The 24,945-nt window shown below is 66.0% G+C and carries 21 protein-coding genes and 1 pseudogene; 11 read left to right on the forward strand and 11 right to left on the reverse strand.

The genetic code is table 11. From position 1 onward, the window contains the following. Positions 1–10: 10 nt before the first annotated feature. A complete protein-coding gene (locus AB0L82_RS14670) occupies positions 11–1,063 on the reverse strand; it encodes an acyl-CoA desaturase (RefSeq protein ID WP_364635480.1) in 1,053 nt (350 codons plus the stop codon). A 305-nt stretch (positions 1,064–1,368) separates the two neighbouring features. Between AB0L82_RS14670 and AB0L82_RS14675 the strand changes: the two genes are divergently transcribed. From AB0L82_RS14675 to AB0L82_RS14690, 4 genes are all read left to right on the forward strand, one after another. Continuing rightward, positions 1,369–4,404: a glycoside hydrolase family 38 C-terminal domain-containing protein gene (locus AB0L82_RS14675; protein ID WP_364635483.1), complete on the forward strand. Its 3,036-nt coding sequence runs from the start codon at positions 1,369–1,371 to the stop codon at positions 4,402–4,404. A gap of 59 nt (positions 4,405–4,463) precedes the next feature. Beyond that, positions 4,464–5,696 (forward strand): hypothetical protein, encoded by a 1,233-nt coding sequence (locus tag AB0L82_RS14680; protein WP_364635485.1) that lies wholly within the window; start codon positions 4,464–4,466, stop codon positions 5,694–5,696. Between the two features lie 81 nt (positions 5,697–5,777). Continuing rightward, positions 5,778–7,331 (forward strand): hypothetical protein, encoded by a 1,554-nt coding sequence (locus AB0L82_RS14685; protein WP_364635488.1) that lies wholly within the window; start codon positions 5,778–5,780, stop codon positions 7,329–7,331. Between the two features lie 128 nt (positions 7,332–7,459). Then, on the forward strand, positions 7,460–7,846 hold the full coding sequence (locus tag AB0L82_RS14690) for a peptidase inhibitor family I36 protein (RefSeq protein WP_364635491.1): 387 nt from the start codon (positions 7,460–7,462) through the stop codon (positions 7,844–7,846). A 65-nt stretch (positions 7,847–7,911) separates the two neighbouring features. On the opposite strand, the gene AB0L82_RS14695 is transcribed toward AB0L82_RS14690, so the two are convergent. Then, positions 7,912–8,607 (reverse strand): nucleotidyltransferase domain-containing protein, encoded by a 696-nt coding sequence (locus AB0L82_RS14695; protein ID WP_364635494.1) that lies wholly within the window; start codon positions 8,605–8,607, stop codon positions 7,912–7,914. A gap of 214 nt (positions 8,608–8,821) precedes the next feature. Here AB0L82_RS14695 and AB0L82_RS14700 point away from each other — a divergent pair, with 214 nt between their 5' ends. The 6 genes from AB0L82_RS14700 (at position 8,822) to AB0L82_RS14725 (ending at position 16,612) form a co-directional block, all read left to right on the forward strand. Continuing rightward, the gene (locus AB0L82_RS14700) at positions 8,822–9,259 is read left to right on the forward strand and encodes a GNAT family N-acetyltransferase (RefSeq protein ID WP_364635498.1); all 438 of its coding nucleotides are present in this window, start codon (positions 8,822–8,824) and stop codon (positions 9,257–9,259) included. A gap of 36 nt (positions 9,260–9,295) precedes the next feature. Further along, a complete protein-coding gene (locus tag AB0L82_RS14705; protein ID WP_364635501.1) occupies positions 9,296–10,861 on the forward strand; it encodes an adenylate/guanylate cyclase domain-containing protein in 1,566 nt (521 codons plus the stop codon). A 6-nt stretch (positions 10,862–10,867) separates the two neighbouring features. Further along, entirely contained in the window at positions 10,868–11,989 is a 1,122-nt protein-coding gene (locus tag AB0L82_RS14710; RefSeq protein WP_364635504.1) for a PQQ-dependent sugar dehydrogenase, read from the forward strand. Positions 11,990–12,342: 353 nt separating this feature from the next. Then, positions 12,343–13,605 (forward strand): glycosyltransferase 87 family protein, encoded by a 1,263-nt coding sequence (locus AB0L82_RS14715; protein ID WP_364635507.1) that lies wholly within the window; start codon positions 12,343–12,345, stop codon positions 13,603–13,605. Continuing rightward, positions 13,602–15,482, forward strand: coding sequence for a flagellar motor control protein ZomB (zomB, locus tag AB0L82_RS14720; protein WP_364635510.1), 1,881 nt, complete (start codon positions 13,602–13,604; stop codon positions 15,480–15,482). The genes AB0L82_RS14715 and zomB overlap by 4 nt, the downstream gene beginning before the upstream one ends. 53 nt (positions 15,483–15,535) lie before the next feature. Next, on the forward strand, positions 15,536–16,612 hold the full coding sequence (locus tag AB0L82_RS14725; protein WP_364635513.1) for a magnesium and cobalt transport protein CorA: 1,077 nt from the start codon (positions 15,536–15,538) through the stop codon (positions 16,610–16,612). 1 nt (position 16,613) lies between these two features. Here AB0L82_RS14725 and AB0L82_RS14730 read toward each other — a convergent pair whose 3' ends face one another. From AB0L82_RS14730 to AB0L82_RS14745, 4 genes are read right to left on the reverse strand one after another with little or no spacing between them, the layout of a single operon-like run. Continuing rightward, positions 16,614–16,928, reverse strand: coding sequence for a DUF3349 domain-containing protein (locus tag AB0L82_RS14730; RefSeq protein WP_364635516.1), 315 nt, complete (start codon positions 16,926–16,928; stop codon positions 16,614–16,616). Positions 16,929–16,952: 24 nt separating this feature from the next. Beyond that, a complete protein-coding gene (locus AB0L82_RS14735) occupies positions 16,953–17,261 on the reverse strand; it encodes a DUF3349 domain-containing protein (RefSeq protein WP_364635519.1) in 309 nt (102 codons plus the stop codon). Positions 17,262–17,265: 4 nt separating this feature from the next. Further along, positions 17,266–17,562 (reverse strand): hypothetical protein, encoded by a 297-nt coding sequence (locus AB0L82_RS14740; RefSeq protein ID WP_364635522.1) that lies wholly within the window; start codon positions 17,560–17,562, stop codon positions 17,266–17,268. A 13-nt stretch (positions 17,563–17,575) separates the two neighbouring features. Continuing rightward, the gene (locus AB0L82_RS14745; protein ID WP_364635525.1) at positions 17,576–18,760 is read right to left on the reverse strand and encodes an inorganic phosphate transporter; all 1,185 of its coding nucleotides are present in this window, start codon (positions 18,758–18,760) and stop codon (positions 17,576–17,578) included. A gap of 111 nt (positions 18,761–18,871) precedes the next feature. On the opposite strand from AB0L82_RS14745, the pseudogene AB0L82_RS14750 reads away from it, so the two are divergent. Further along, positions 18,872–20,004: pseudogene (locus AB0L82_RS14750) on the forward strand (TauD/TfdA family dioxygenase). Positions 20,005–20,056: 52 nt separating this feature from the next. On the opposite strand, the gene AB0L82_RS14755 reads toward AB0L82_RS14750, so the two are convergent. The 5 genes from AB0L82_RS14755 to AB0L82_RS14775 are packed head-to-tail and all read right to left on the reverse strand — an operon-like array spanning position 20,057 to position 24,716. Continuing rightward, on the reverse strand, positions 20,057–20,821 hold the full coding sequence (locus AB0L82_RS14755; protein WP_364635528.1) for a GntR family transcriptional regulator: 765 nt from the start codon (positions 20,819–20,821) through the stop codon (positions 20,057–20,059). Positions 20,822–20,834: 13 nt separating this feature from the next. Then, the gene (locus tag AB0L82_RS14760) at positions 20,835–21,905 is read right to left on the reverse strand and encodes an ABC transporter ATP-binding protein (protein ID WP_364635530.1); all 1,071 of its coding nucleotides are present in this window, start codon (positions 21,903–21,905) and stop codon (positions 20,835–20,837) included. After that, entirely contained in the window at positions 21,902–22,783 is an 882-nt protein-coding gene (locus AB0L82_RS14765) for an ABC transporter permease subunit (protein WP_364635533.1), read from the reverse strand. The genes AB0L82_RS14760 and AB0L82_RS14765 overlap by 4 nt, the downstream gene beginning before the upstream one ends. Continuing rightward, a complete protein-coding gene (locus tag AB0L82_RS14770) occupies positions 22,771–23,646 on the reverse strand; it encodes an ABC transporter permease subunit (protein WP_364635535.1) in 876 nt (291 codons plus the stop codon). Before AB0L82_RS14770 ends, AB0L82_RS14765 begins: the two co-directional genes overlap by 13 nt. After that, positions 23,643–24,716, reverse strand: a complete 1,074-nt coding sequence (locus AB0L82_RS14775) for an ABC transporter substrate-binding protein (protein ID WP_364635537.1) — start codon at positions 24,714–24,716, stop codon at positions 23,643–23,645. Before AB0L82_RS14775 ends, AB0L82_RS14770 begins: the two co-directional genes overlap by 4 nt. Positions 24,717–24,945: the final 229 nt, after the last annotated feature.

The raw sequence follows: 24,945 nt of genomic DNA on the forward strand, positions 1-24,945 counted from the left end.
CAGCGTGTGATCACTGGGCGTGGTGGCCGACCGCGTCCAGGTGTTTGAGCGCCTGGGCGTAGGAATCGAGCAGGGAGGTCTCCGCGTACGGGAGTCCGCGCTCGGCACAGAAATCCATCACGATCGGCCGGGCGTAGCGCAGGCTGGGCCGGGGCATGGACGGGAACAGGTGATGCTCGATCTGATAGTTCAACCCGCCCATGGCCGTATCGGTGAGTACGCTCGGCCGCACATTGCGGGAGGACAGCACCTGGCGGCGCAGGAAGTCCGGATCCTCGCCCTCTTCGAAGACCTCCATGCCCTTATGGTTCGGCGCGAAGGTGCAGCCCATGTAGAAGCCGAACAGGCCCTGCTGAACCGCGATGAACACCAGCGCCTTGACCGGTGACAGCACCAGGAAGACGGTCGCCAGATATCCGGCCGCGTGCGCGGCGAGCAGCGCGCCCTCCCAGAAGCGGTGCCGCAGCGGCCATTTCACCACCGCGCGGACGCTGGAGAAGTGCAGGCTGCCCGCCTCCAGCAGCAACAGCGGGAAGAACAGCCACGCCTGATACCGGAAGATGAACCGCCGCCAGCCTTTTCCGGTCGCGGCGCGCTCCCCCGAATGCGCCAGGATGCCCGACACATCGGGATCGGCACCCTCGGTATTGGGGTGCGCGTGATGCCGATTGTGGTTGCTGGTCCACCAGCCGATGCTCAATCCGATCGCGAGATTGCCCGCGATCACCCCGTAGATGTAGTTGGCACGGCGGGTGCCGAAGATCTGCCGATGTCCGGCATCGTGCCCGAGAAACGCGATCTGGGAGAACACCGCGGCCAATACCGGCGCGGGGGCCAGCGCCCACCACGAATCGCCGATCGCCACGAGCGCCGCCCACCCGCCGAAGTACACCGCCGCGGTGATCGCACTGCGCACCCCATACGCGCGCACGCGTCGATCCAGCAGACCCGCCTGCCGCACCCGGCGCAGCAGTACCGCGTACTCGCTGCCGCGAATGGGCGCGGTATCGCGCGCCATCGGCAGCCGCGTCTGGACAATCGACGCAGACCTGGGCTGCGTCATCTCAATCACCACGGGCTCTGCACATCCTGCTGTCGCTGTTGATCGGCGAGCACCCCTTTGGTGTTCGCCGCCGCACCGGATTTCGACCTCGGCACATGGCCGCTCACCTGCCTAGCCAACAGCATGCCGCGCCGCGACCACCATCGGATGAACATCTGTGCCGAGCGGTGACACATCTGCATGACGATTCGCCCTGCCGTCGTCCGCACATAATGCACCACGCGGCGTGCCCGCGAAAATCGCGACCCTGCCGGACAATGGGGCGGTTCGGTGACCACTTTCCCGGTTGGATCGGAGCTGCCGTTATGCACGATGATCGTCGGTTGATCGAGGCGCGCCTGGGACGGGTGCTCGGTGAGCGAATCGTTCCGGCGATCTATCCGGAATCGGTGCCGTTGCGAGCCTCGATCTGGGTCGCGCCGGGGGAACCCGTGGACGTGGCCGAGGGGCTGGCGGCACCGCGGACACCCGTCGAATCGGGCGCGCGCTGGGGTGCGCCCTGGGGGACGAGCTGGCTGACCGTCGAGGGCACGGTGCCGCCGGAGTGGGCGGGGCGGACCGTCGAGGCGCTCATCGATCTGGGCTTCGATCAGAACATGACCGGATTCCAATGTGAGGGACTGGTTTACCGGGCGGACGGGACACCGGTGAAGGGGCTGCATCCGCGAAATCAGTGGGTGCGCATAGGATCCCCGGTCACCGGCGGCGAGCGGGTGCTGCTGCATGTGGAGGCGGCGTCGAACCCGATCATTCCGTTCTTCGGGCCGACCGCGCTCGGGGATACGCTGACCGCCGGTGGCGATCCGCAATATCGGCTGGGGCGAATGGATCTGGCGGTCTTCGACGAAGAGGTCTGGCAGCTGGTGCAGGACCTCGAGGTGCTCGGCGAACTGATGCACGAGATGCCGGAGGATCCGGCGCGCCGCTACGACATCGTGCGGGCCATCGAACGGGCGCTGGACGCGATCGATCTGCGCGATGTGAACGGCACCGCGACGGCCGCACGGGCCTGCCTGGCCGAGGTGCTGGCGCAACCGGCCATCGGTTCCGCGCATACGATTTCGGCGGTCGGGCACGCGCATATCGATACCGCCTGGCTGTGGCCGCTGCGCGAGACGGTGCGCAAGGTCGCCCGCACCACCGCGAATATGACCGCGCTGCTGGCGGATTCGCCGGAGTTCATCTTCACCATGTCGCAGGCCGCGCAGTACAACTTCATCAAACAGCATCGGCCCGAGGTGTACGCGAAGGTCAAGCGGGCGGTGGCCGAGGGCAGATTCGTTCCGGCGGGCGGGATGTGGGTCGAATCGGATACGAATATGCCGGGCTCGGAGGCGATGGCGCGGCAGTTCGTATACGGCAAACGGTTCTTCCTCGACGAATTCGGGGTCGAGAACCAGGAGGCATGGTTGCCGGACACCTTCGGCTTCGCGGCGGGACTGCCGCAGATCATCAAGGCGGCGGGATCCAAATGGCTGCTGACACAAAAGATCTCCTGGAGTCAGATCAATCAGTTCCCGCACCATACGTTCCTTTGGGAGGGGATAGACGGCAGCCGGATCTTCACGCACTTCCCGCCCGTGGACACCTACAACTGCTCCATGCAGGGGCGCGAGATCGCCCACGCGGCACGGAATTTCAAGGAGAAGGGGCGCGCGTCGATATCGCTCGCGCCGACCGGCTGGGGTGACGGCGGCGGCGGAACGACCCGCGAGATGGTGGCCAAGGCGGCCCGCATGAAGGACCTCGAAGGGTCGCCGAAGGTCCGGTGGGACACCCCCGCCGACTTCTTCACCCGGGCCGAGGCCGAATACGCGAATCCGCCGGTGTGGGTGGGCGAGCTGTATTTGGAGCTGCATCGCGCGACCCTGACCAGTCAGGCCCGCACCAAACAGGGCAATCGGCGTAGTGAACATCTACTGCGCGAGGCGGAGCTCTGGGCGGCCACCGCGGCCGTGCGCAGCGGCTTCGAGTACCCGCGCGCGGATCTGGACCGGATCTGGAAGACGGTGCTGCTGCATCAGTTTCACGACATCCTGCCCGGATCGGCGATCGCCTGGGTGTACCGGGAGGCGGCGCAGACCTATGCGGCGGTGGCCACGGAACTGGTCTCGATCATCGATCGGGCGCAGCGCACGCTCGGGGGTGATGCGCTGGGCCCGAACGTCTTCAACTCCACCCCGCACACCTGGCGATCGATTCCGGCGGGTGCGGCGGGTCCGGCCGAGGCCACTCCCCCGTGCTCGGTGACCGCTCGAACCGAGGGCGGATTCGTGCTCGACAATGGGCTGCTTCGGGTGGAGGTGGACGCGCGCGGACTCGTGGTGTCGGCATTCGACCTCGCGCAACGGCGGGAGGCACTGCCGCCCGGTGCGACCGCGAATCTGCTGCAAGTGCATCCGGATCTGCCGAATTCGTGGGACGCCTGGGATGTCGATCTCTTCTACCGGAACCGGGTTACCGATCTCGTCGACGCGGATTCGGTGACGGCGAAGCCGGATTCGACCTCGGGCGCCGCGGTGCGGGTGACCCGCTCGTTCGGAAGCTCCACGGTCGAACAAACCCTGACCCTGCGCGCGGGTGAGCGCGCCCTCGATATCGACACCGGCGTCGACTGGCATGAGACCGAGAAATTCCTGAAACTCGCGTTCCCCCTCGATATTCACGCCGATCGCTATGCCTCGGAAACCCAGTTCGGGCATATGTTCCGGCCGACGCACACCAATACCAGCTGGGAGTACGCCAAATTCGAGGCGTGCAACCATCGCTTCGTGCACGTGGCCGAACCGGGCTGGGGCGTGGCGGTGGTCAACGATTCGACCTACGGGCACGATGTCACCCGCACCGTCCGCGATGACGGCGGAACGACCACGACACTGCGGGTTTCGCTGTTGCGCGCGCCGCGCTTCCCCGATCCCGAGACCGATCACGGTGCGCACCGGTTCCGGCACGCGCTGATCGTCGGCGCGTCGATCGGCGATGCGGTGCGCGAGGGATACCGGATCAACCTCACCGCGCCGCGCACCGGTTTCGCCTCGGCTGTCGCACCGCTGGTCCGCATCGACAATCCCGCCGTGGTGACCAGCGCGATCAAACTCGCCGACGATGGGAGCGGAGATGTGATCGTGCGGGTGTACGAAGCGCACGGCGATCGTGCGCAAGCCCTGGTATCACCCGGTTTCGACTACACCGGGGTCGAGTTCTGCGATCTGCTGGAGCGGCCGCTGGCCGGCGAATCCTCAGAGACCTCTCATGACGACGGAATTCGCTTGCGGCTGCGGCCATTTCAACTACTCACCCTCCGCCTCACCCGCCCCGGCGCATCGCCCGCGCGTCAATGATCCGAAAAGCGGGGTTACGATCCGAGCCGCTCCACAGCTTCGACGAAAGGCCCGGCCCGGTGACTCGACTCCGCCGCGCGGTACCCGGTGCGATCATCGCCATGGTCGCCGCATCCCTCTGCGCGGGTCCGCGGGCGGCCGCCGATCAACCGGCGGCCGATCCGGGCTGTGCCTGGCAGGCGGAGCTGTCACCGCGCACGGTCGCCCAGGTGAACTTCGCGTATCCCGATACCGGCGCGTGGTACTGGATCCTGCCGTACCAGGTGCGGCCGGGTATGACGATCACCGCGACCGGGCAGTACCCGGACTCCCGGTACATCTCGTTCAATACCTACGACGCGAGATTCAGCAGTTTCAGCAATGGCGGGGTGTCCTCGGCACTGCCCGACTATCTGATCGCCCCCGATGCCGGATCGGTCAATCCGTGGCAGCGGCCGGGCGGCGGCACCTACACTGTGACGATCGGTTCGGATCGCACCGCGGCGAACGCGCTTCCGCTCGCTCCCGAGGGCGAGTCGGCGGGCGTGGGATTCCTGATCTATCGCGAGTACCTGCCCTCCGGCGGGGCGTCGTCGGTGCGGCTGCCGCGGATTCGCATCACCGATGACACGGGCTCCCGGACGCTCGGGGGCTGCGTGGGCGGTGGTTCACCGCTGCTGGCATCGGCGCTGTCCGCGCTCGGCGCGACCGCGGCGAATCTGCCGCCGGCCACCGCCGACAATCTCGAATTCCGCCGGGTCAGCGGTGCGGGGGCGTTTCCGAACGCGGACAACGCCTACCTGGTCGCCACGCTCACCCCGCCGGGTGACGACAAGGTGGTCGTGGTGCGGGGTAAAGCTCCGGTCGCACCGGCGGGTACCGGGCCGATGGTGTGGCCGCCCGGTGCGAGCGCCGATGTCCGCTATTTCTCACTGTGCGCGAACCTGAGCACACTGCCCGGGCCGGTGGTGCTCAATCCCGCCGCCGACGGTTCCACCGACAATGGCTGCCGATCGGATCGGGAGACCCTGCTCGACGCCGACCGCGACTACACCTATGTGCTGGGCACCGAGGCGCAGCGGGCACGGATCGAGGCGATGCCGGGTGCGACCTTCGTACCGCTGTCGTCGGCGCACCCCACCACCCAGGAAGCGATTCTGCTGCGGAATATGCTGCCCGCCAGCGATTTCCGGCAGGCGGTGCAGAGCGTACCGGTCAATGGCACCCCGGCGCAGGCCGCGGAAATCATGGGCCCCTACTACCCGCGCGCCACGATGTGCCCGCTCGCGGCCGTGCTCGATCGCACCTGCTGAGACTCCGTCCGCTCCGATGCCCACCGCATCACCGAACAAGTGCTAGGTTTCGGCGGTTGTCTTGTAGCGGATGGAGATTCGGTGGGGCTGGGTAGCTTTTGGCGGCGCGAACCGCAGCAGCGGACGGCGGGGAGCGAGATCACCCCGGAGATCGCCGGCGAGCTGTGGGATTCGTATACCGAATCGCTGACGTGGCGGCTGTTCACCCTGCCGCTCGGGGGTCGAATCCTGCTGTCGCCCGGGCACGGTCGCAACGCCCGATTCACCCGCGACGGCGGCGGACTGGAATGGGCACTCTTCGCGCCCGGACAGGACAATCTGCCCAGCAGGCGACTGCCGTGGCCCGCGCTGTTCGAGGACTACCGATCCTTCACCGCCATGACGGCGCTGGCGTTCCGCGATGTCTTCGGCGCGGAACTGCCCTTCGAGCTCACCGCGCAGGCGTGGATCGAGGATTCCGGTGAGCAACTCGATACGCGCGGAATCGGGTTCGGGGAGTTCGCCGACGAACCGCTGGGCCGGGACGCCGATGACGCACTAGATCTAATGGACTGGGTGCGACAGCTCGCCGACGCGGATCGGGAGGTCCGCACCCACGATCACACCATCGCCATGGTCTGCGGCGTCGACGTGCTGAAACAGCAGGGGGTCGAACTGCTCGTCGGCGGGGATGAGAACTGGCCGGTGCGCGAGCATACGGTGGACTTCATCGGGTTGACGGACGAGCGGCTGATCGTCATCGACGTCTTCGTCAATTTCGAAGGGCTGGAGGCGATTCCGCCCGCGAGCATCGAGGTCGACGGGCGCATGGTGGATCGGGGCAGTCCGGCCTACGCGCACGCCATGGTCAACGCGGACCCGGATTTCCGGCGGGTGCTGGCCCGGCGGCCGGAACTCGCACGGGCGCTGAGCCAGGACCGGCTCACGATCGAGTACTCGATCCTGGAGATCGACGCCGAGCAGCGGATTCGCCTGCACGGCTTCGAGGGCGCGACGGATTCGATTGCCCCGGCACCGATCACGCACGAACTGTCCCCCGCCGACGATGCGAACGGACCGGCGACCGATCCCATCGAAACGTGGGTGCCCTTCGATCCGTACCCGTTGCTGAAACCCGCCGATTGGCCGCATCGGCATCGAATTCCGCACTGGCCCAGCGCATCTGGCAACGCCCCGATCATCGTGCTCGCCGCGGACACCCCCGACGGCTACACCATGCAGAGCTATGACCAGCACGCACCCGAGAACCAATTCCTGCTGCCCACGGCCATGGCCCGGCTCTCCGGTATGGAGCGCTACGAATGGGAATTCGACGAGCTGTACGGACTGCCCACCGCGAACTGCTCAGGACATGATTTCTCCGCGGAAAAGGTGCTTGATCCCCGGGCGATGCTGGTGGCGCACAACGCGCTTCGCACCCCGCGCCTGTGGGTCGCCACACCGCGCCGAACCTGTCTCACCGCCGTCCCGTACGACCTGGACGAACGCCAGCGCATGATCTTCCAGCATCTGGTGCGACTGACCTGGGATGACGACTCCTTCGGCAACGCACCCATCACGCGCGGCGCGTTCCTGCTCGAACACGGCCGCATCGCGGGTTTCGTCGAGGATGTGGATCTCATCGGCCGACACTGAAAAACGCTGGCGAACGGTCGATCCGACCTGGTTCGTTAGTCGGTCGTTAGTGCCTCGTTGGTGTCCCCCGACAGGGTCGTTCCGAGCCGTCCGAAGGCTGGACATCGATTCACTCGAGGGGAACCATCATGACGATCACCCACCGGACCACCGTCATTCGCCGCATCGTCCCGCTCGCCGCCGCCGTGCTGACACTCGGCGCGGGCGCTGCCGTCGTCGCCGGACCGGCATCGGCCAACTACGACTGTCCCGGCGGCATGTTCTGCGGCTACGACAATCCCAATGGCACCGGCATGATCGTGCAGGTCGATTCAGGTTGCTTTCTGCACGATATCGGCAATGGCGGGGTCGGCGACCGGCTGAGCTCGTATTGGAACCGCACCGGCCAGAAGGCGACCGTATACAACTGGACCGGACGGGAATGGCAAGTGCTGGTAACCATTCCGGACAACACCCGGGGCACCATGCCCAAGAGCGTCGACAATATCGCCGATGCGGTGAAGATCTGCGACTGAGTCCCACTACTCGGTCGCGGTGAGGCCCCCGGGGTTATTCCCGGGGGCCTTTTCGGCGACTCCGATCAGTCGTCGAGGTGCGCGCGCCGCAGTCGCTGCAGGAAATCCTCCAGCGGGGCCTCATTCGGGCGTTGCGGCAGTACGGATTTCGCGCTGTCGAACTTCTCCTCGTATTCGGCGATGAGCGCCTTGGCGATATCCGCACCCGATTCGGTCATCATCTGCCTGCCGAATTCGAAATACGGTTCCGGATCGGGCAGCCGGATGGGCAGCACACCGGTCGTGTACAGCTCATAGCCCTGCCAGAGCAGGCGGCGGGTATGCCTGGCGTGTTTGGCCAGCCGGGTATCGCCCAGCCCCTGGGTTTCCTGCCGATGCAGCATGCGCCGGAACTGGGCCATGGCATAGCCGAAATAGGAATGCCGAACCCGTTGCGCCGACAGGAAACACGACCGCAATTCGATCAGCTCGGCCCCGAATTCGGTGGTTACCGTGTACTCGTCGAGCCAGAGGATCTCCGAGGCCGTCGGATTGCAGGACAGGATCAACCCGATCGCCTTGCCCACCTCATGGTAGGTGGCATCGGCCCCATCCCGCCCCTGCCGAGTGCCCCGATCGCGGGTCGGCGGATGCAATCCGAGGAAGGTCCGGGTCGGCTCCACATACACGCCCAGATAGTCGATATCGCTAGCGGGCGTATTCAGGCCGTATGCGAACGACCCCACCACGCCTTCCAGCAACAGATCGCTTCGATCGCTCATCACACTTCCCTCCCCGGTTTCGGAAAGCACCGAGTATTCCCGGGCGGGGAGGGAAGCGATACCGAATATTTCAGGCAGGCACGTTCATACCCTGAGCGAGCATCGGCCAGGAATCGTGCGGGGCCTCGTCCAGCCAGCGGCGGCAGCCCCCGCGTGATGTCTCGGGCCGAGGCAAAACCGTTACACGGCAATGGCGTTCGATAGCATCGGTTGGGTGAGTACACCTGTGGAGGACGAATACGAATTCGATGTCGATGCCGAGCGGATCGATGTGGACCTGGTGCATAAATGGCTGTCCACGGACGCGTACTGGGCACTGGGGCGTGAGCGTGAGGTGGTCGAGCGATCCGTGCGGGGGTCGTTGAATTTCGGGGCGTACGACCGGGAGGGGAATCAGGTCGCCTATGCGCGGGTGGTGACCGATCTGGCGACATTCGCGTGGCTGTGTGATGTGTATGTCGCGCGGGATCATCGCGGATCCGGGCTCGGGGTGCGGCTCGCCACCACCGTTGTCGAATATCTCGCGCCCTATGAACTCAGGCGGGTCATGCTCGCGACCCTCGACGCACACGGGCTGTACGCCAAACTCGGATTCGTCGCGCTGCCGGACCCGCAGAAATGGATGGTTCTGCTCGACGGCGAATCCGCCTGATCAACTCCACCCACCGCTCTGGCCTAAGCTGCACGAATGGCCGAGGGTGCGGGTGCTACCGGAACATTCGGGAAGGCTCCTTGGGGGTCCCGACTACTGGGGCCCGTCGAGGAAGGCGCTGTGTCCCGGCGAGTTCGGGTACAGGTATTGCTGACCGTCCCGTTGACCGTGGCGAATTTGATCGGCATCGCGGTGGCGATGGTGTTGATCGGGGTGGTGCTGCCCGGGCCTTCGGTATTCACCCGGAAACTGGTGCTGCTCAACTTCGTGGCGGTGCCGCTGTACGCGGCGCTGGCGCTGGTGCTCGGATTCACCTGGGGCACCGTCTGGGGATTGCGGACGCTGCGCTGGTCCACCGATCCGGATCGGATACCCGATCAGCGCGAACGGCATGCCGCCGCACGGGTGCCGCGGCGACTGGTACTACAGCAGGCGTTGCTGTGGCTCGGCGGTATGGCGGTGCTGACACCGCTGTACGGGATCGCCGATCCGGCGTTCGTGCCCAAGTTCGTGCTCGGCATCGGATTCAGCGCGATCGTGGTGTGCGCCAACAGCTATCTGGCCGCCGAGTTCGCGCTGCGGGTGATCACGGCGCGCGTGCTGGACGCCGCACCGTCGCGGCAGGCGCGCGGGGTCGGGGTGTTCGGGCGGTCGATGCTGGTGTGGATGCTCGGGTCCGGGACGCCGGTGGCGCTGCTCATGGTGCTGGCGATACTGGCGCTCTCGGGTGTGGACATCAGCACCGAAAGGCTTGCGGTGTGCGTACTCTCGCTCGGCGGGGCGACGCTGGTCTTCGGCGGTGTCCTCATGACGCAGACGCTGGGGGCCGCGGTCGCGCCGATTCGCGGTGTGCGCAATGCGCTGCGGCGGGTCGAGGACGGTGATCTGGAGGCCGCGGTCACCGTGTACGACGGCACCGAATTGGGCGAACTGCAGGCCGGTTTCAACCGCATGGTGCAGGGCCTGCGGGAGCGGGAACAGATTCGCGATCTGTTCGGCCGTCACGTCGGCCACGATGTCGCCGCGGCCGCACTGGAGCGCAATCCCGAACTCGGCGGCGAAGAGCTCTATGCCGCAGCACTTTTCGTCGACATCATCGGATCGACCACCATGGCGGCGACCCGCCCCGCCCGGGAAATCGTCACCATCCTCAATGAGTTCTTCGCCATCGTGGTCGACGAGGTGGAACGACACGGCGGACTGGTCAACAAGTTCGAGGGCGATGCCGCCCTCGCGGTCTTCGGCACCCCCGCACCACTGTCCGACGCCGCCGGGTCCGCGCTGGCCGCATCGCGCGCGATACGCCGCCGGTTGTCCAGCGAGACAACCGGATTCGACGCCGCGATCGGCGTCGCCGCGGGCCGTGTGGTGGCGGGCAATGTCGGCGCGCACCGGCGGTATGAGTTCACCGTCATCGGCGATGCGGTCAATGAGGCCGCCCGCCTGTGCGAACTCGCCAAATCCGAGGACAACCGGGTCCTCGGCTCCGGGGCCACCGTGGATGCGGCCGACGCCGCCGAACAGAAATACTGGACCGTGGGCGAATCGGTCACGCTGCGCGGCCGCCTCGCTCCCACCCACCTGGCCCGACCACAGAATTGACCCCGTATGCGACACTCATGGCGCACAAGGCATTTCCGGTCACTATCGCTGCTGCTTGCGGTATGCACATCGGCGAGCGTCGTCGCCGCGTGCTCCGATGATCAGCCCACCACGGCCCAGGGCCCGACGGCGGTGGCCACCTCGACCGCACCGAGCCGACCCGGCGGAACGATAGATCTCACCGCGCCCGAGGAACTCGTCCACGGCATCGACGTGCCCTGGGGTCTCGCCTTCCTTCCGCGGGGCGGCGCGCTCGTCGCCGAGCGCGACTCCGGGTTGATCCTCCGGATCACCCCGGGTGCCCCCGCCGAGCAGGTCTACCGGGTCCCCGGTGTGGCGGCCGCCGGTGAGGGCGGTCTGCTCGGTCTCGCCGTATCCCCCGCCTATGCCGAAAACGGCTATATCTACGCCTATTTCACCGCCGACACCGATAACCGCATCGTGCGCTTCCGGCTCGACGGCCAACCCGAGGTGCTGTTCACCGGAATCGCCAAGGCGTCCAATCACAATGGCGGCCGCATAGCCTTCGGCCCCGACGGCATGCTCTACGCGGGCACCGGCGACGCCGGAACCGGTGCCGCGGCACAGAACCCGTCCAGTCCCAACGGCAAGATCCTGCGCCTCACCCCCGAAGGCCAACCCGCACCGGGTAATCCGACCCCCGGCTCCCCCGTCTACAGCCTCGGCCACCGCAATGTCCAAGGACTCGCCTGGGATTCGGCAGGCCGCCTCTACGCCACCGAATTCGGCCAGAACCGCTTCGACGAAATCAACCGCATAGAACCGGCCCACAACTACGGCTGGCCCGACGTCGAAGGCATAGCGAACAACCCCCAATTCACCGACCCCCTCATCACCTGGTCCCCCTCCGACGCCTCCCCCTCCGGCCTCGCGATCGCCGGAAACACCATGTACGCGGCAGCCCTACGCGGCGAACGACTCTGGACCCTCCCCCTGCAAGACGGCGTACCCACCCGCCCCACCGCCCAATTGACCGACCACCTCGGCAGGTTGCGCACCGTCGCGATCGCCCCCGACGGCGCACTTTGGCTCACCACCTCCAACACCGACGGCCGCGGCGACATCCGCACCGGCGACGACCGCATCCTCCGCTTCCCCGCCCGCTGAATCGAATCCATCACCGAACCGGCCGAAACGGGCAATATCCTTCGGCCGCGCGATATGCGGTCGAAACCGGAGCGGAGCGTCGGATTTGGGGTGTTTCGCGGCGTGGTTCGGGGGTGGGTTGCCACTAGCATTCGCTCGATTGACGACCCATTTCGCTGCCGAGTAGATATCGCGGCGGGCCCTTTGCTGCCCTCGGCTGGATCGACGAGTTCGGATCTTTCGCAGAGGAGATGACGGTGACGGCTGCCCCACAGCGGACTACGACGCGGACACTCGCACCCGATCGTTCGCCTCGGCGGGGGGAGCTACCCGAAGAACACGGGACCGCCGGTCGGCCGGTGGTGAGCGATCGGATGATGATCGTCGTCGCGATCGCCGCGGTGGCGGTGCTGGTGTGGCATGTGTTCGCGATGCCGATGGGCAATCCCTACTACGGGCTGTTCAGCAATGCGCTGGATTTGCAGGTGTATCGCGCGGGTGGGCTCTCGCTGCTGGAACGCACGCCGCTGTACAGCGGGCCCGTGGTGTTCGAGATGGAGTTCACCTATACCCCGTTCGCGGCGCTGACGTTCGTCCCGCTGGCGTTCTTCGGGGTGAGCGTGGCCAAGGTGATCTGGTGGGTGGCGATCATGGCGGCGCTGATCGGGCTGGTGGGGCGCTGCCTGCTGGTGCTGCGGTACGAGAACATCGCGCGCACCTGGATTTTCGCGACCGTGCTGGCGGTGGTGTGCACCGCGCTGGAGCCGGTGCGCACCACGCTGTGGCTCGGACAGGTCAATGTGTTCCTGGTGCTGTTGATCGTCTGGGATCTCACCCGGCCGCCGACCGCGCGGCTGCGCGGGCTGGGGGTCGGGATCGCGGCGGGCATCAAGCTGACACCGGCGTTCTTCCTGCTGTATCTGGCGTGCACGCGACAGTGGCGCACGCTCGGCATCGCGGCCGGGACATTCGCCGCGACCATCGCCGTCGGATTCCTGATCCGGCCCACCGATTCCTGGAAATACTGGAGTGCGCAGGTCACCGCTTCGGGGCGGATCGGAGCGGTGGACTCGCCGGGCAATCAATCGGTCAATGGCATTGTCGCGCAACTGCTTCGGTTCGCGCACGCGCGGCAGTTCATCTCGCACACCTACGGCACCGTGTACACCCCGCCGATGTGGATGTGGCTGGCGGCGGTCATCCCGGTGATCGCGCTCGGGCTGGCGGCCGCGATCCTGGCCTATCGCACCGGCCGGAACCTGCTGGCCATCACCATCGCGGGCATGACCTCGGCGTGCGCCTCACCGTTCTCGTGGGGACATCACTGGGTGTGGTTCGTACCGCTGTTCATTCTCGCGGTACACCACGTCTGCACCACGACCGATCGAAAGCGCTGGATCACGCCGGCGGTGGTGCTGTCGATCAGCTTCTGCTGGTGGTGGAACTATCCGGACCGCCCGCCGCTGGCGGAGTCCCCACATCCGATCGGGATCGGGCTGTTCATGTTGCCGCGCGACGACATTCCGCACTGGTGGTCGTATCTGGCGGTGCCGTTCTACGCGAGTTGCTATCCGCTGCTGCTCATCGTGACGGCGGCCTACGTGATCGCCCGACGCCATGATCGGAGTAGTCGATGACGCTGTCCCTCTCCCCCGATGCGGTCGCCGACCCGGGAATGCCCGCCACCGCGCAATTGCCGATCGTGCGCACCGGTACGCACCACGCGACCGCGTTCCCGCAGCTGCCACGTATCGTATTCGGCGGTGGAATCCTGCTCGTGGCAATACTTTTCGCCGCCGCAGCGTGGCAGCGCCGCTGGATCGCCGATGACGGGCTGATCGTGCTGCGCACCGTCCGCAATCTGCTGGCGGGCAATGGTCCGGTCTTCAATATGGGCGAACGCGTCGAAACCAATACGAGTACCGCATGGACCTATGTCGTGTGGTTCTTCAGCTGGCTGACCCAGGGACGGCTCGAATACGTCGTCCTGACGATCGCGCTCACGCTGTCGGTACTCGCGGTGGTCATCGCCATGCTGGGCGCGGGAAGGCTCTGGGGCGGAACGCGATCCACCCTGCTGGTCCCCGCCGGAGCGCTGGTCTACATAGCCCTGCCGCCCGCCCGCGATTACGCCACCTCCGGACTGGAGAACTGCCTGGTCATCTTCTGGCTGGCGGTGCTGTGGTGGGGACTGATGCGCTGGGCGCAGGCCGAAACAGTGCGTCCCGCGCCATTTTTCGCGTTGGTGTTCTGGGCGGGACTGGCACCGCTGATCCGCCCGGAGCTGACCGTCGTCGGCGGGCTCGCGGTACTGCTGCTGTGCTGCGCGCCGGTCCCCCGAACTCGGCTGCGGCCGTGGATGTTCCGGGTGCTGATCGGCGTGGTCGCCGGTCTGACGCCGGTCGCCTATCAGATCTGGCGGATGGGCTACTACGCGCTGCCGTTCCCGAACACCGCGGTGGCCAAGGATGCCGGTGGCGCGAAATGGCATCAGGGGTTCATCTACCTCGAGGATCTGGCCGGACCGTATCTGCTGTGGCTGCCGCTGCTGATCCTGGGAATCTGGGCGGGGGTGGCTCTGCGGCAGCGCCGAATCCGCTGGGCCGCACGGCGATTGCGCGCACCGGCCACCATCGCCGCACTCATGATCGGCAGCGGCATCCTGCTCACCGTCTATGAACTCCGCGTCGGCGGCGATTTCATGCACGGCCGCATGCTGCTGCCCCAGCTGTTCTGCCTCCTGGCGCCGGTCATGGTGCTGCCCATCCGCCTCGGCCGCGACCGCACGGCCGTGATCGCGCTGGTGACCCTGGCGTGCACGGCGGGCTGGGCGCTGTTCGCCGCCAATATCACCGCCATCACCTCCGGTACCGAGATCCGGTCCAGCGGTATCGTCGACGAGCGAATCTACTACGTGCTCAACGGCGGTCACGACCATCCCATCCTGGCCGAGGACTATCTGGACTATCCCCGCATGCGCCCGCTGCTGCGCGATATCGGCGACACCCCCAACGGCGGACTCGTCGTCAACCTGCCCGATCAAACCTATTGGTACGTCATCCCGCCGCCGCAACCCGTCCCCGAGGGCGGCGCGGGCCATACCGTGCTGTTCCTGAATCTCGGCATGACGAGTATGAACCTACCGTTGCACGTGCGCGTCATCGATCCGATGGGTCTGGCGTATCCTCTTGCGGCGCATACCGATCGGGTCACCGACGGCCGCATCGGGCATGACAAGAACCTCAATGGCAGCTGGGTGGTCGCCGACACCGGCGTCGTGGACAGGCATCCGTGGATGGCCGCGCATATCGAGGAATCCGCCGTGACGCGTTCGCGCGCCGCCCTGTCCTGCCCCACCACCCAGGACCTGCTCGCCTCGGTCCGCGCCCCACTCACCTTTACCCGCTTCCGCCACAACCTCATGCAGGCCCTCACCTTCGCGAACACCCGCATAGACCGCATCCCCCGCTACGAGTTGCAGCGCTGCGATCTCGCCGACCCGATCCCGAAATAGCTCCCGCACCTGCTCACCAAGAGATTTCGCCCCGATCGGCATAGCATCGGGGCGTGCCCGCAATTCCACCGCTGCCTTCGTTCCGCGGACCGAGGCAACGGTCGGTCGTACCGTTGCCGCGCATTCGCGTTCCCACCGCGCGCGCCATTGTGGATTGCGCGGTGTACGTGGATGGGGAGCGGTTGCGGGGGCATTTCACGCATACCGCGGCATTGGCAGAGGTGCGCAAGCGCGGGAACGGATTCGTGTGGGTGGGTCTGCACGATCCGGACGATATTCAGATGACCGATATAGCGCAGACTTTCGGATTGCACGCGCTGGCGGTGGAGGATGTGCTGGAGGGTTCGCATCGCCCCAAGGTCGAACGGTACGACGACACCCTCATGTTGGTCATGCGCACCGTCGCCTATGTCGAGCATGAAATGCACACCGTCAGTGAGATCGTGCAGACCGGGGAGGTCGTGGTATTCGCCGCGGCCGATTTCGTGGTCGCGGTGCGGCAGGGCGATCACTCGGAGCTGGCTGGCGTCCGGCACGACCTGGAGGCCGATCCGAAGCGATTGGCGCTCGGTCCCGGCGCGGTACTGCACGCGATCGCCGACTATGTGGTCGACGAGTATGTCGAGGTGACCCGAAAACTCGAGATCGAGGTCGACGCGGTCGAAGAGGTGGTTTTCTCACCGCAGCGCCACGTTTCGGTCGAATCGATCTATCAACTCAAACGCGAAATCGTCGAAATGCGGCGCGCGGTCAGCCCGCTGGCCGCTCCGCTGCAATTGCTGGGACGGCCGGGCGCGCCGCTGCCCAAAGAGGTTCGGCGTTATCTGCGCGATGTCGCCGATCACCACACGGCGGTCACCGAGCGCATTCGCGATTACGACGAAACACTCAGTGCCCTGGTCAATGCCGCGGTCGCGAAGACCGCGGTACAGCAGAGCACCGATATGCGGAAAATCTCGGCGGGTGTGGCGATTGCCGCGGTACCGACCATGATCGCCGGAATCTACGGGATGAATTTCGAGCATATGCCCGAACTACATCAGGTATGGGGTTATCCGGCGGTGCTGACGCTGATGTTCACCCTCTGCGCCGGATTGCTGGTGCTGTTCCGGCGCATCAAGTGGTTGTAGCTCAGGCGTTTCCGGGCTCGTTCCAATTGTCGTCGACGGGCCATCCCGAAGCCAATAGGTGTGCGCGCACCCGCGCGATATCGGCTTCGGAAGGCATATCGTCGGTGACTTTGGTGATCCCGACCCCGGCGTCGATCTTATCCGCCGGAATCGCACCCTGCCGTACGAGTGCGTCCGCCACCTGACGAACTTCGTCCTCGGGCAGCCGCTGCGCGAGCAGCGACAGCAGCGGAATGTAATCGGTATCCGGCACGCCCTGGGGATATCCGGCCCTGAGCCAGGCCAGAATTCGGGCGAGCACACCAGACAGCGCCATTGGTCTCCGGTTTCGCGAAAGTGATCAGGCTTCGGACGGATGTGCCAGCGGCCATCCGGCGGCGGCGAGCCGCGCGGCGACTCGATTGATATCGTCGTCCCCCGGCGTTTCATGCGCAAGCCGCCGGATGGCCGCTTCGATTTCCGCGCGCTCGATGATGCCGTCGGTGTCCTGGGCGGTCAATTGGTCCACGAGCAGGCCGATCTCGGTCTCGGTGAGCCGGCGGTGCAGTACCGCCAGCAGGGCGAGATAGTCCTCGGACGGAACGCCCTGCGGGTATCCGGCGCGCAGCCAGCGCAGCACCGAGCCCAGGATTGACGTATTCGATGTCATGGCTTCATTTCTTGGGAGGTTTGGCGCCGAAGAGCTGGATATCGAACGAGTGGCTGATGAAATCCTTGGCGATATACAGGATTCCGAGCCCGACCGCGATCACCACGATCGCGAAGCAGAGGTAGGCGACCGCCTGGACGACCGGATTGCGCACGGCGGGAGCGCCATCGGCGGTGGCGGGTTCGTCGGTCGCCCAGAACCGGATGCCGACCGAGAAGATCAGCGGCAGTCCGACACCGAGCAGCAGCGCGATCAGGGTGACTTCGCCGAGGGATTTCGCGATGGCGGTTACTGTATGCATGGATCGTGACTCCTCAGACCGCCGCGCCGGTCTTGATTTCCGGAGACGGTGCGAGCCCGCCCTCCCATTCGTCATTGACATTGTCGGTGCCGACCGGATTGCGCCGGGACCGCAGGTAGATGTAGCCGGATACCGCGATCAGCAGCGCGAAATCGACCAGTACGCCGCTGAGTCCGCCGAAAAGATCGGCGATGAACCAGCACAGCGCGCCCACCAGACCCGCCAGCGGCAGGGTGAACAACCAGGCCAGCGCCATGCGTCCCATCACACCCCAGCGCACCTCCGCGCCCGGCTTGCCGAGCCCGGTGCCCAGAATCGAACCGGTGGCGGTCTGCGTGGTCGAGAGCGGCAGGCCGAATTGCGCCGAGGTGAGAATGATTGCCGCCGAGGATGTTTCGGCCGCGAAACCCTGCGGGGAATCGATTTCCACCAGCCCCTTGCCAAGCGTGCGGATAATCCGCCAGCCACCGAGATAGGTGCCCGCGGCAATCGCCAGCGCACAGCAGACCTTGACCCACAGCGGAATATCGTCGCCATTGGTGAAGGTGCCGTGCGCGACCAGCGCCATGAAGATCACGCCCATGGTCTTCTGCGCGTCATTGGTGCCGTGCGCGAGCGAAACCAAACCGGCGGAACCGATCTGGCCCCAGCGGAAGCCGTCGGAGACCTTCTTCTTGTTCGCGGTGCGGGTGAGCCGGTAGATCAGGAAGGTGCCCAGCGCGGCCACCATGGCCGCGACGAACGGGGCCAGCGCCGCCGGAACAATGATCTTGCTGATCAGGCCGGTCTTCTCATTGCCGGTCCAGATCACCCCGCCCGCGCCCAGCGCCGCAACGGCCGCACCGATCAGGCCGCCGAACAGCGCGTGCGAGGAGCTGGACGGAATACCGAACAGCCAGGTGAACAGATTCCACAGAATTCCGCCGACCAGACCGGCGAAGACTATGTGCAGCAATTCCATATGGTGGACATTGCCGATATTGAGCAGCCCGCCCGAGACGGTCTTGGCCACTTCGACAGAAAGAAAAGCGCCGATCAAGTTGAGGACCGCCGACATGGCCACGGCCACTCGCGGTTTGAGCGCCCCGGTGGCGATCGAGGTCGCCATGGCATTGGCGGTGTCATGAAAACCGTTGGTGAAATCGAAAGCCAACGCGGTGATGATCACGATCACAAGCACGATCAGTTCTGCACTCACCCACGTATTTTCAGTCGCCGCCGGACCGTCGGCTACGGCTCCGCGCAGCTGTTCACTCGAAGTTCAGAACGCGACCCCCCAGTGTGTCCGAGCTGTGCCATACTCCCGAACATGTATAGCCAAGCTTCGAGCGGGTGCGGGGTCGAGGCTACTGTGATCGGCGGTGATGTGCGGCTCACAACCGGTGGCGACACCATCGACATACCCGCAATCTGGTTGCGGGACAACGCACCCGACGCGGACAGCCGGGACGTGCTGAGCGGGCAACGACTGTTCGATATCGTCGACCTGCCCGCCGATATCCGAGTCGCCGAGGCGACCGTCGCCGATGGCCGTCTGCGGGTGCGGTTCTCCCCCGATGACCATCAGACCTCGTTCCCCCTGGAATCGCTGCTGGGCGACGCCGACCGGATCGCGAATCTCGACCTGCGCAGCGAACGCGCCAAACGACTCTGGATCGACGCCCGGGACGCGGCCGCGCTCGAGCCGATCGCATGGGGGAGCTATCTGAACGATCCCGCGCCCGCGCTGCGCCAGGTGGTGGAGTGGGGATTCGCACTGCTGCACGGTGTTCCGGCCGCGGCCGGACAGGTCACCGCGGTCGCCGATACGTTCGGATATGTGCGCGAGACCAATTACGGGCGCATTTTCGATGTGCGAGTCGAGCCGAATCCGGTAAATCTGGCGTTCACGGGATCGGCCATCACACCGCATACCGATAATCCCTATCGGGAGCCGGTCCCCACCCTGCAATTGCTGCTCTGCCTGCACAACGCGGCCGAGGGCGGCGATTCCGGACTGGTGGACGGGTTCGCCGCCGCCGCCACGCTGCGCCGGACCGACCGCGCCGCCTTCGATGTCCTCACCTCGACCCGGTCGCCTACCGGTACGAGGGTGACGGAACCCGGCTCGGCGCGATGGTGCCGCTCATCGGACTCGATGCCGAACAGCGCATTCGCGAGATCCGGTTCAACAATCGGTCCATGGCGGTCCCGCTCGCCGAACCGGCCCGGGTGCGCGCGTTCTACACCGCCTATCGCGCCTTCGCCGAACTGCTCTACGCACCGGCGGCACGGCTGAACTTCCGCCTGGACACCGGCGACTGCCTGATCTTCGACAACACCCGCGCACTGCACGCCCGCACGGCGTTCGCCGCCGCCGGTGGCCGCCACCTGCAGGGCGCGTACGCCGATCTGGACGGGCTCACCAGCACCCTGCGCCGACTCGAGGAGCAGACGCGATAGCCTCGGGCGCTGGCGGATTTCCGCGCCGCGATCGACGCCCTGGATCGCGCGCTCAGGTCGCCAGCAGCGACCTGACCCGGCTGACCGCGCCCGCGGCCACCGAATTGCGCACCACGAACGCGACGGCCGAACCGACATAGGTGTCGAACGAGCACTCCAGCACCTCACCCGCGGGATCGGTGGTGCGCCGGATGGTGCGCAATAGCGGTGTGCCGGTGCGGATTCCGAGCAGTCCGGCGGTGCGGGCGGGTGCGGCGATGGCATCGATGGAGTGTTCGGCGTCGGCGAAGACGATGCCGTAGTTCTCCAGGTGATCGGTGATGGATTCGGCGTCCAGATCCATGGCCAGGATCGGCTCGGCGAGCCGTTCGGGATAGTAGGTGTTCTCCAGCATGGTCGGTGTTCCGCTCAGCAGCCGCACCCGCTCGACGTGAAAAGCGTTCTCGCCCTTCGCCAATCCCAGCTTCTCGCGCACTTCGTCCGAGGGCAGCACCCGCGCGGTCCCGACCGTGCTGCTGCTCGGGGTCTCACCGATACTGCGCGCCCACCGCGCGAAGCTCACCAATTCGGTCATGGGCTGCGCGCGCGGCCCGCTCAGCACCTGGCGGCGCGCGCCCTGGCGCGAGGAGACCACACCGGAGGCGCGCAGGAACGCGAACGCATGACGGATGGTGCCGCGCGATACCCCGTAGCGTTCGCTCAGGCGATGTTCCGAGGGTAGTGCGGATCCGTCGGCGAACTCACCGTTCTCGATCGCCGCGCGCAATTGCTCGGCGATCTCCCGGTAGCGGGGAACCTTCGGATGCTCAGTGGTCACCCGGCAACTGTATTCAACGCGAATCCGCGGCCAGCAGCACCGGCCGGTCCAGCAGCGAGACCTCGACCCGGGTGCCGGGGGTCAGCTCGGCGGCACGGTGACTGGCCACATCGGCGAGCAGTTCCAGACCGTCGGGCCGGGTCAGGCGCAGGCGGGTGGTCGCGCCGAAGAACGTTCCGGACTTCACAGTCGTTGTGCCGTCCGGGGATTCGCGCACCAGCACCGCTTCCGGGCGGGCCAGTACGGTCACCTCACCCGATGGCGTGGACTCACCGTCGCACACCAGCACCTGCTCCCCCACTCGGACATGGGTGGCGTCCACGGCGATCGCCGGAATCCGGTTCATGGTGCCGACGAATTCGGCGACGAAGGGCGTCGCGGGCCGCTGATACACCTGATCGGGACTCGCGCACTGTTCCATGCGGCCATCGCGCATGACCGCGACCCGGTCCGCGATCGCCAGCGCCTCCTCCTGGTCATGGGTGACGAAGACGGTGGTCACGCCGAGTTCGCGCTGGATGCGGCGAATCTCCTCGCGTAATTGCTGGCGCACCTTGGCATCCAGGGCCGAGAGCGGCTCATCGAGCAGTAGCACCCGGGGTGCGATGGCGAGGGCTCGCGCCAGTGCGACGCGCTGCTGCTGTCCGCCGGAGAGCTGATGCGGATACTTCGTCACATGTTCGGCGAGGCCGACCATGTCCAGGAGTTCGCGCGCCCGCTCGCGCCGCCGCTTGGCGGGCCGGCCGCGCAGGCCGAGCCCGAACGCCACATTGTCCTGCGCGGACATGGTCGGAAAGAGGCTGTAGGACTGGAAGACCATGCCCATATCGCGCTTGTTCGCCGGGATCGACGCGGCATCGCGGCCGCCGACCAGGATCCGCCCCGAACTCGGGTGATCGAATCCGGCGAGAATGCGCAGCGCGGTGGTCTTACCGCAGCCCGAGGGACCGAGCAGGGCGATGAATTCACCCGGTTCGATATCGAGGGTGAGCCCGTCCAGCGCGCGCACCGCACCGTAGTGCCGGTGCACATCGGCGAAACTCACCGCGGTGCTGCTGATTTCGGGAACGGTCTGGGCGGTCATCGGGATTCCTTCCGGGATCGACCGGCGATCGAGACGACGATGAGCAGAACGAGCCAGGTCAGCACCAGGCTCAGGATGGACAGCGCGACCTGCAACTGACCGTCGGTATTGGCCGACTGCGCCAGCCACACCGGGAAGGTCCGGAAGATCAGGATCTTCGCGATCGTGTACTCCCCCATGACGAGTGCGAAGGTCAGGAAGGCCGCGTTCAGGATGGAGGTGCGCAGCGCGGGCAGCACCACCCGCCACAGCACCGTGAACCAGCCCGCGCCGAGATTCTGCGCGGCCTCGACCAGCACGTCGATCCGCGAGCCGCGGATTCCCGCATCGAGCGCCCGGAAGGTGAACGGCAACGCGATCACCACGTAGACCAGGGCCAGAATCAGCGAAAGCGGTTGCCGCTGTAGCGCGGTGAAGACCTGGGTCACTTCCACGTAATCGCTGTTATTGCCCCACGACAGCACACTGCGCACGCCCACCACCAGGGCGACCGGCGGAATCACCAGGGGCAGTAGCGATAAAAGTTCGACCAGCGGGCGCGCGGCGGGTAATCGCAGGTGCACCAGCAGCATGGTGGGCACCATGAGCACCAGGGTGATCGCCACCGCGATCAGGCCCAGCGCCAATGAGGTGCCCAGGGCGTCGGTGAGGCCACCGGCGGACAGGATGTGCCCGTACGCGCGGAAACTCACCCCGTTCTTGTCGTGGATGGTGAACCAGAACGCCACCGCGAACGGGCCGATGAAATAGAGCCCGGCCAAGCCGAGCACGATCCACCGCCAGTACGCCGTCGGACGCGAGATACCGCGCCGAGATCCCGAATTCGGTTGTCCCGCAGCGCCGCCCAGCACCACGGCGGGATCGGTCACTGTAGCCATCGGGAGGTCCTGTTCTGCATGTACTGGTAGAGCAGGGTCAGCGGCACCACCACCACGATCATGTTCAAGGCCATGGCCGCGCCCAGGTTCTCCTGTCCGACAAGAACATTGCCGGAGACGGCGCTCTCGATCTGGAGGGGCGTGATCGCCAGGGTGCCGTTGGTGAGCGCGTCGGCGGTCGCGAAGGAGGAGAACGAGGTGCAGAACAGCAGCGCCACACTGCCCAGGAAATGCGGCAGTAGTGCCGGACCCGCGACATAGCGCCAGTACTGCCAGCCGCGCGCGCCCAGACTCTCGGCCGCCTCGCGCCATTCCGGGCGCAGGCCCTCCAGCGCGGGGGTGATCACCAGAACCATCAGCGGGACAAGGAAATACAGGTAGGCGAACTGCACACCGATCTGGGAGTAGAGATCGAAGTGCAGATCATCGCGGAGCGAGACGCCCAGGTGATCCTGCACCAGTTTCGTCAGCACGCCGGCATTGCCGATCGCCGCGACGAACAGGAACGCCAGCGGCAGACCGCCGAAATTCGCCAGCACGGCGGCCGAGGTGGATACCGCGCGTTGCAGCAGTTGCCCGCGCCCGCTCGAAATCGCCTGTGCCAGAACGATACCCAGCACAGCCGCGATGACGGCGACCACCAGCGACAGCACCACGCTGTTCTTCACACCGGTGAGGTACGCGCCCTTCAGCGCCGCCGCCACATTCGCGGTGCCGAAACCGGTATTTCCGCTATCGCCCACCTGGAACGCGGAATACGCGATCACGCCGGTGGGCAGCAGGAAGAACACGCCGACGTAGGCGAGGAACGGAACGAGCCCGAGCCAGCGCAGGGCTCGGGCCGAACGGGCCGTGGAACTCATTTGACAGTGTTCGCCCAGTTCTGGGTCATGACATCCTTGGCCTTGGTGGCCTGATCGTCGGTCGGATAGACCGCCTTGTCACTGGGTGCAGGCAGCACCTTGGTCAGCGCCGGATCGACCTTGCCGTTCTTCTGCATGGCGGGCAGGCGCACGGGCCGGGCGAAACCCTTGAGCAGACCGTTCTGGCCCTCATCGCTGTAGAGGTACTCCTGCCACAGGCGCGCCGCGGCCGGATGCGGTGCGGTCTTGCTGATGGCCTGCGCGTAGTAGCCGCCGATGGTGGCATCGGTGGAGACCGCGACCGTCCACTTCACGCCGGTGTTCGCGGTGGTCTGCGCGATGCCCGCGTTCAGGTAATCCCAGTCGATGATGATCGGGGTCTCACCGGACTGCACGGTCGCCGCGGTCGCCTTGACCGGAACGAAATTGCCTGCGGCCTTGAGCTTTCCGAAGTACTCGATACCGGGCTGGATATTGTCCGGGGACCCGCCGTTGGCCAGCGCGGCCGTCCACACCGCCATGAGCGCGGAATTGCTCTTGAGCGGATCGCCGCTGAGCGCGACCTGACCCTTGTACTGGGGTTTGATCAGGTCGGCGATGGTGGTCGGGCACACCTGTACCTTGGCCGCATCGCAGCCGATCGACATGTAGCCGCCGTAATCGGCGAACCACGTTCCGTCCGAAGCCTTCTGGGAATCCGGGATATCGGCCCAGCCGGTCACCTTGTAGGGCGCGTAGAGCCCTTCCTTGGCCCCGCTGATGGCGAACGAGGTGCCCACGTCGACCGCGTCCGGCGCGCGATCCTGCCCCTTCAGTGATTTGATGGCATTGATCTCATCGGCGCTGCTCGCGCCCGGGTTGTCATCGTTGACCTTGATGCCGTACTTGGCGGCGAAATTGTCCATGAGTTCGCCGTAGCCCGCCCAATCCCGTGGCAGCGCCATGAGATTGAGCGTCCCCTCCTTCTTGGCGGCGGCGATCAACGCGTCCATCCCACCCAGATCCGCGGCCGAGGTGGCGGTGGCGGCACTGCTCGCCGCCGACTCGGACTTCTTGGTGCAGGCTCCCATGCTCAGGACCAAAGCCCCTGCGACGAGACAGATTCCAATATTGCGAGCAGATGCGATGCGCACGAGCGACTCCCGGTCCAGCGTTCGATCAAATACCGGGAATCGATCACGATCCCGGTAACACGTACATACATTCGGCCCGAAAGTTGTATAGCCAAGATATCCGAAACATGCGGAAGGTGAACAGAAAATGTGATGTCCGGTCCACTTTCTGTTCACCCCAACTTGC

It is taken from the genome of Nocardia sp. NPDC052001 (assembly GCF_040680615.1).
In the GTDB taxonomy this organism is placed as follows: Bacteria; Actinomycetota; Actinomycetes; order Mycobacteriales; family Mycobacteriaceae; genus Nocardia.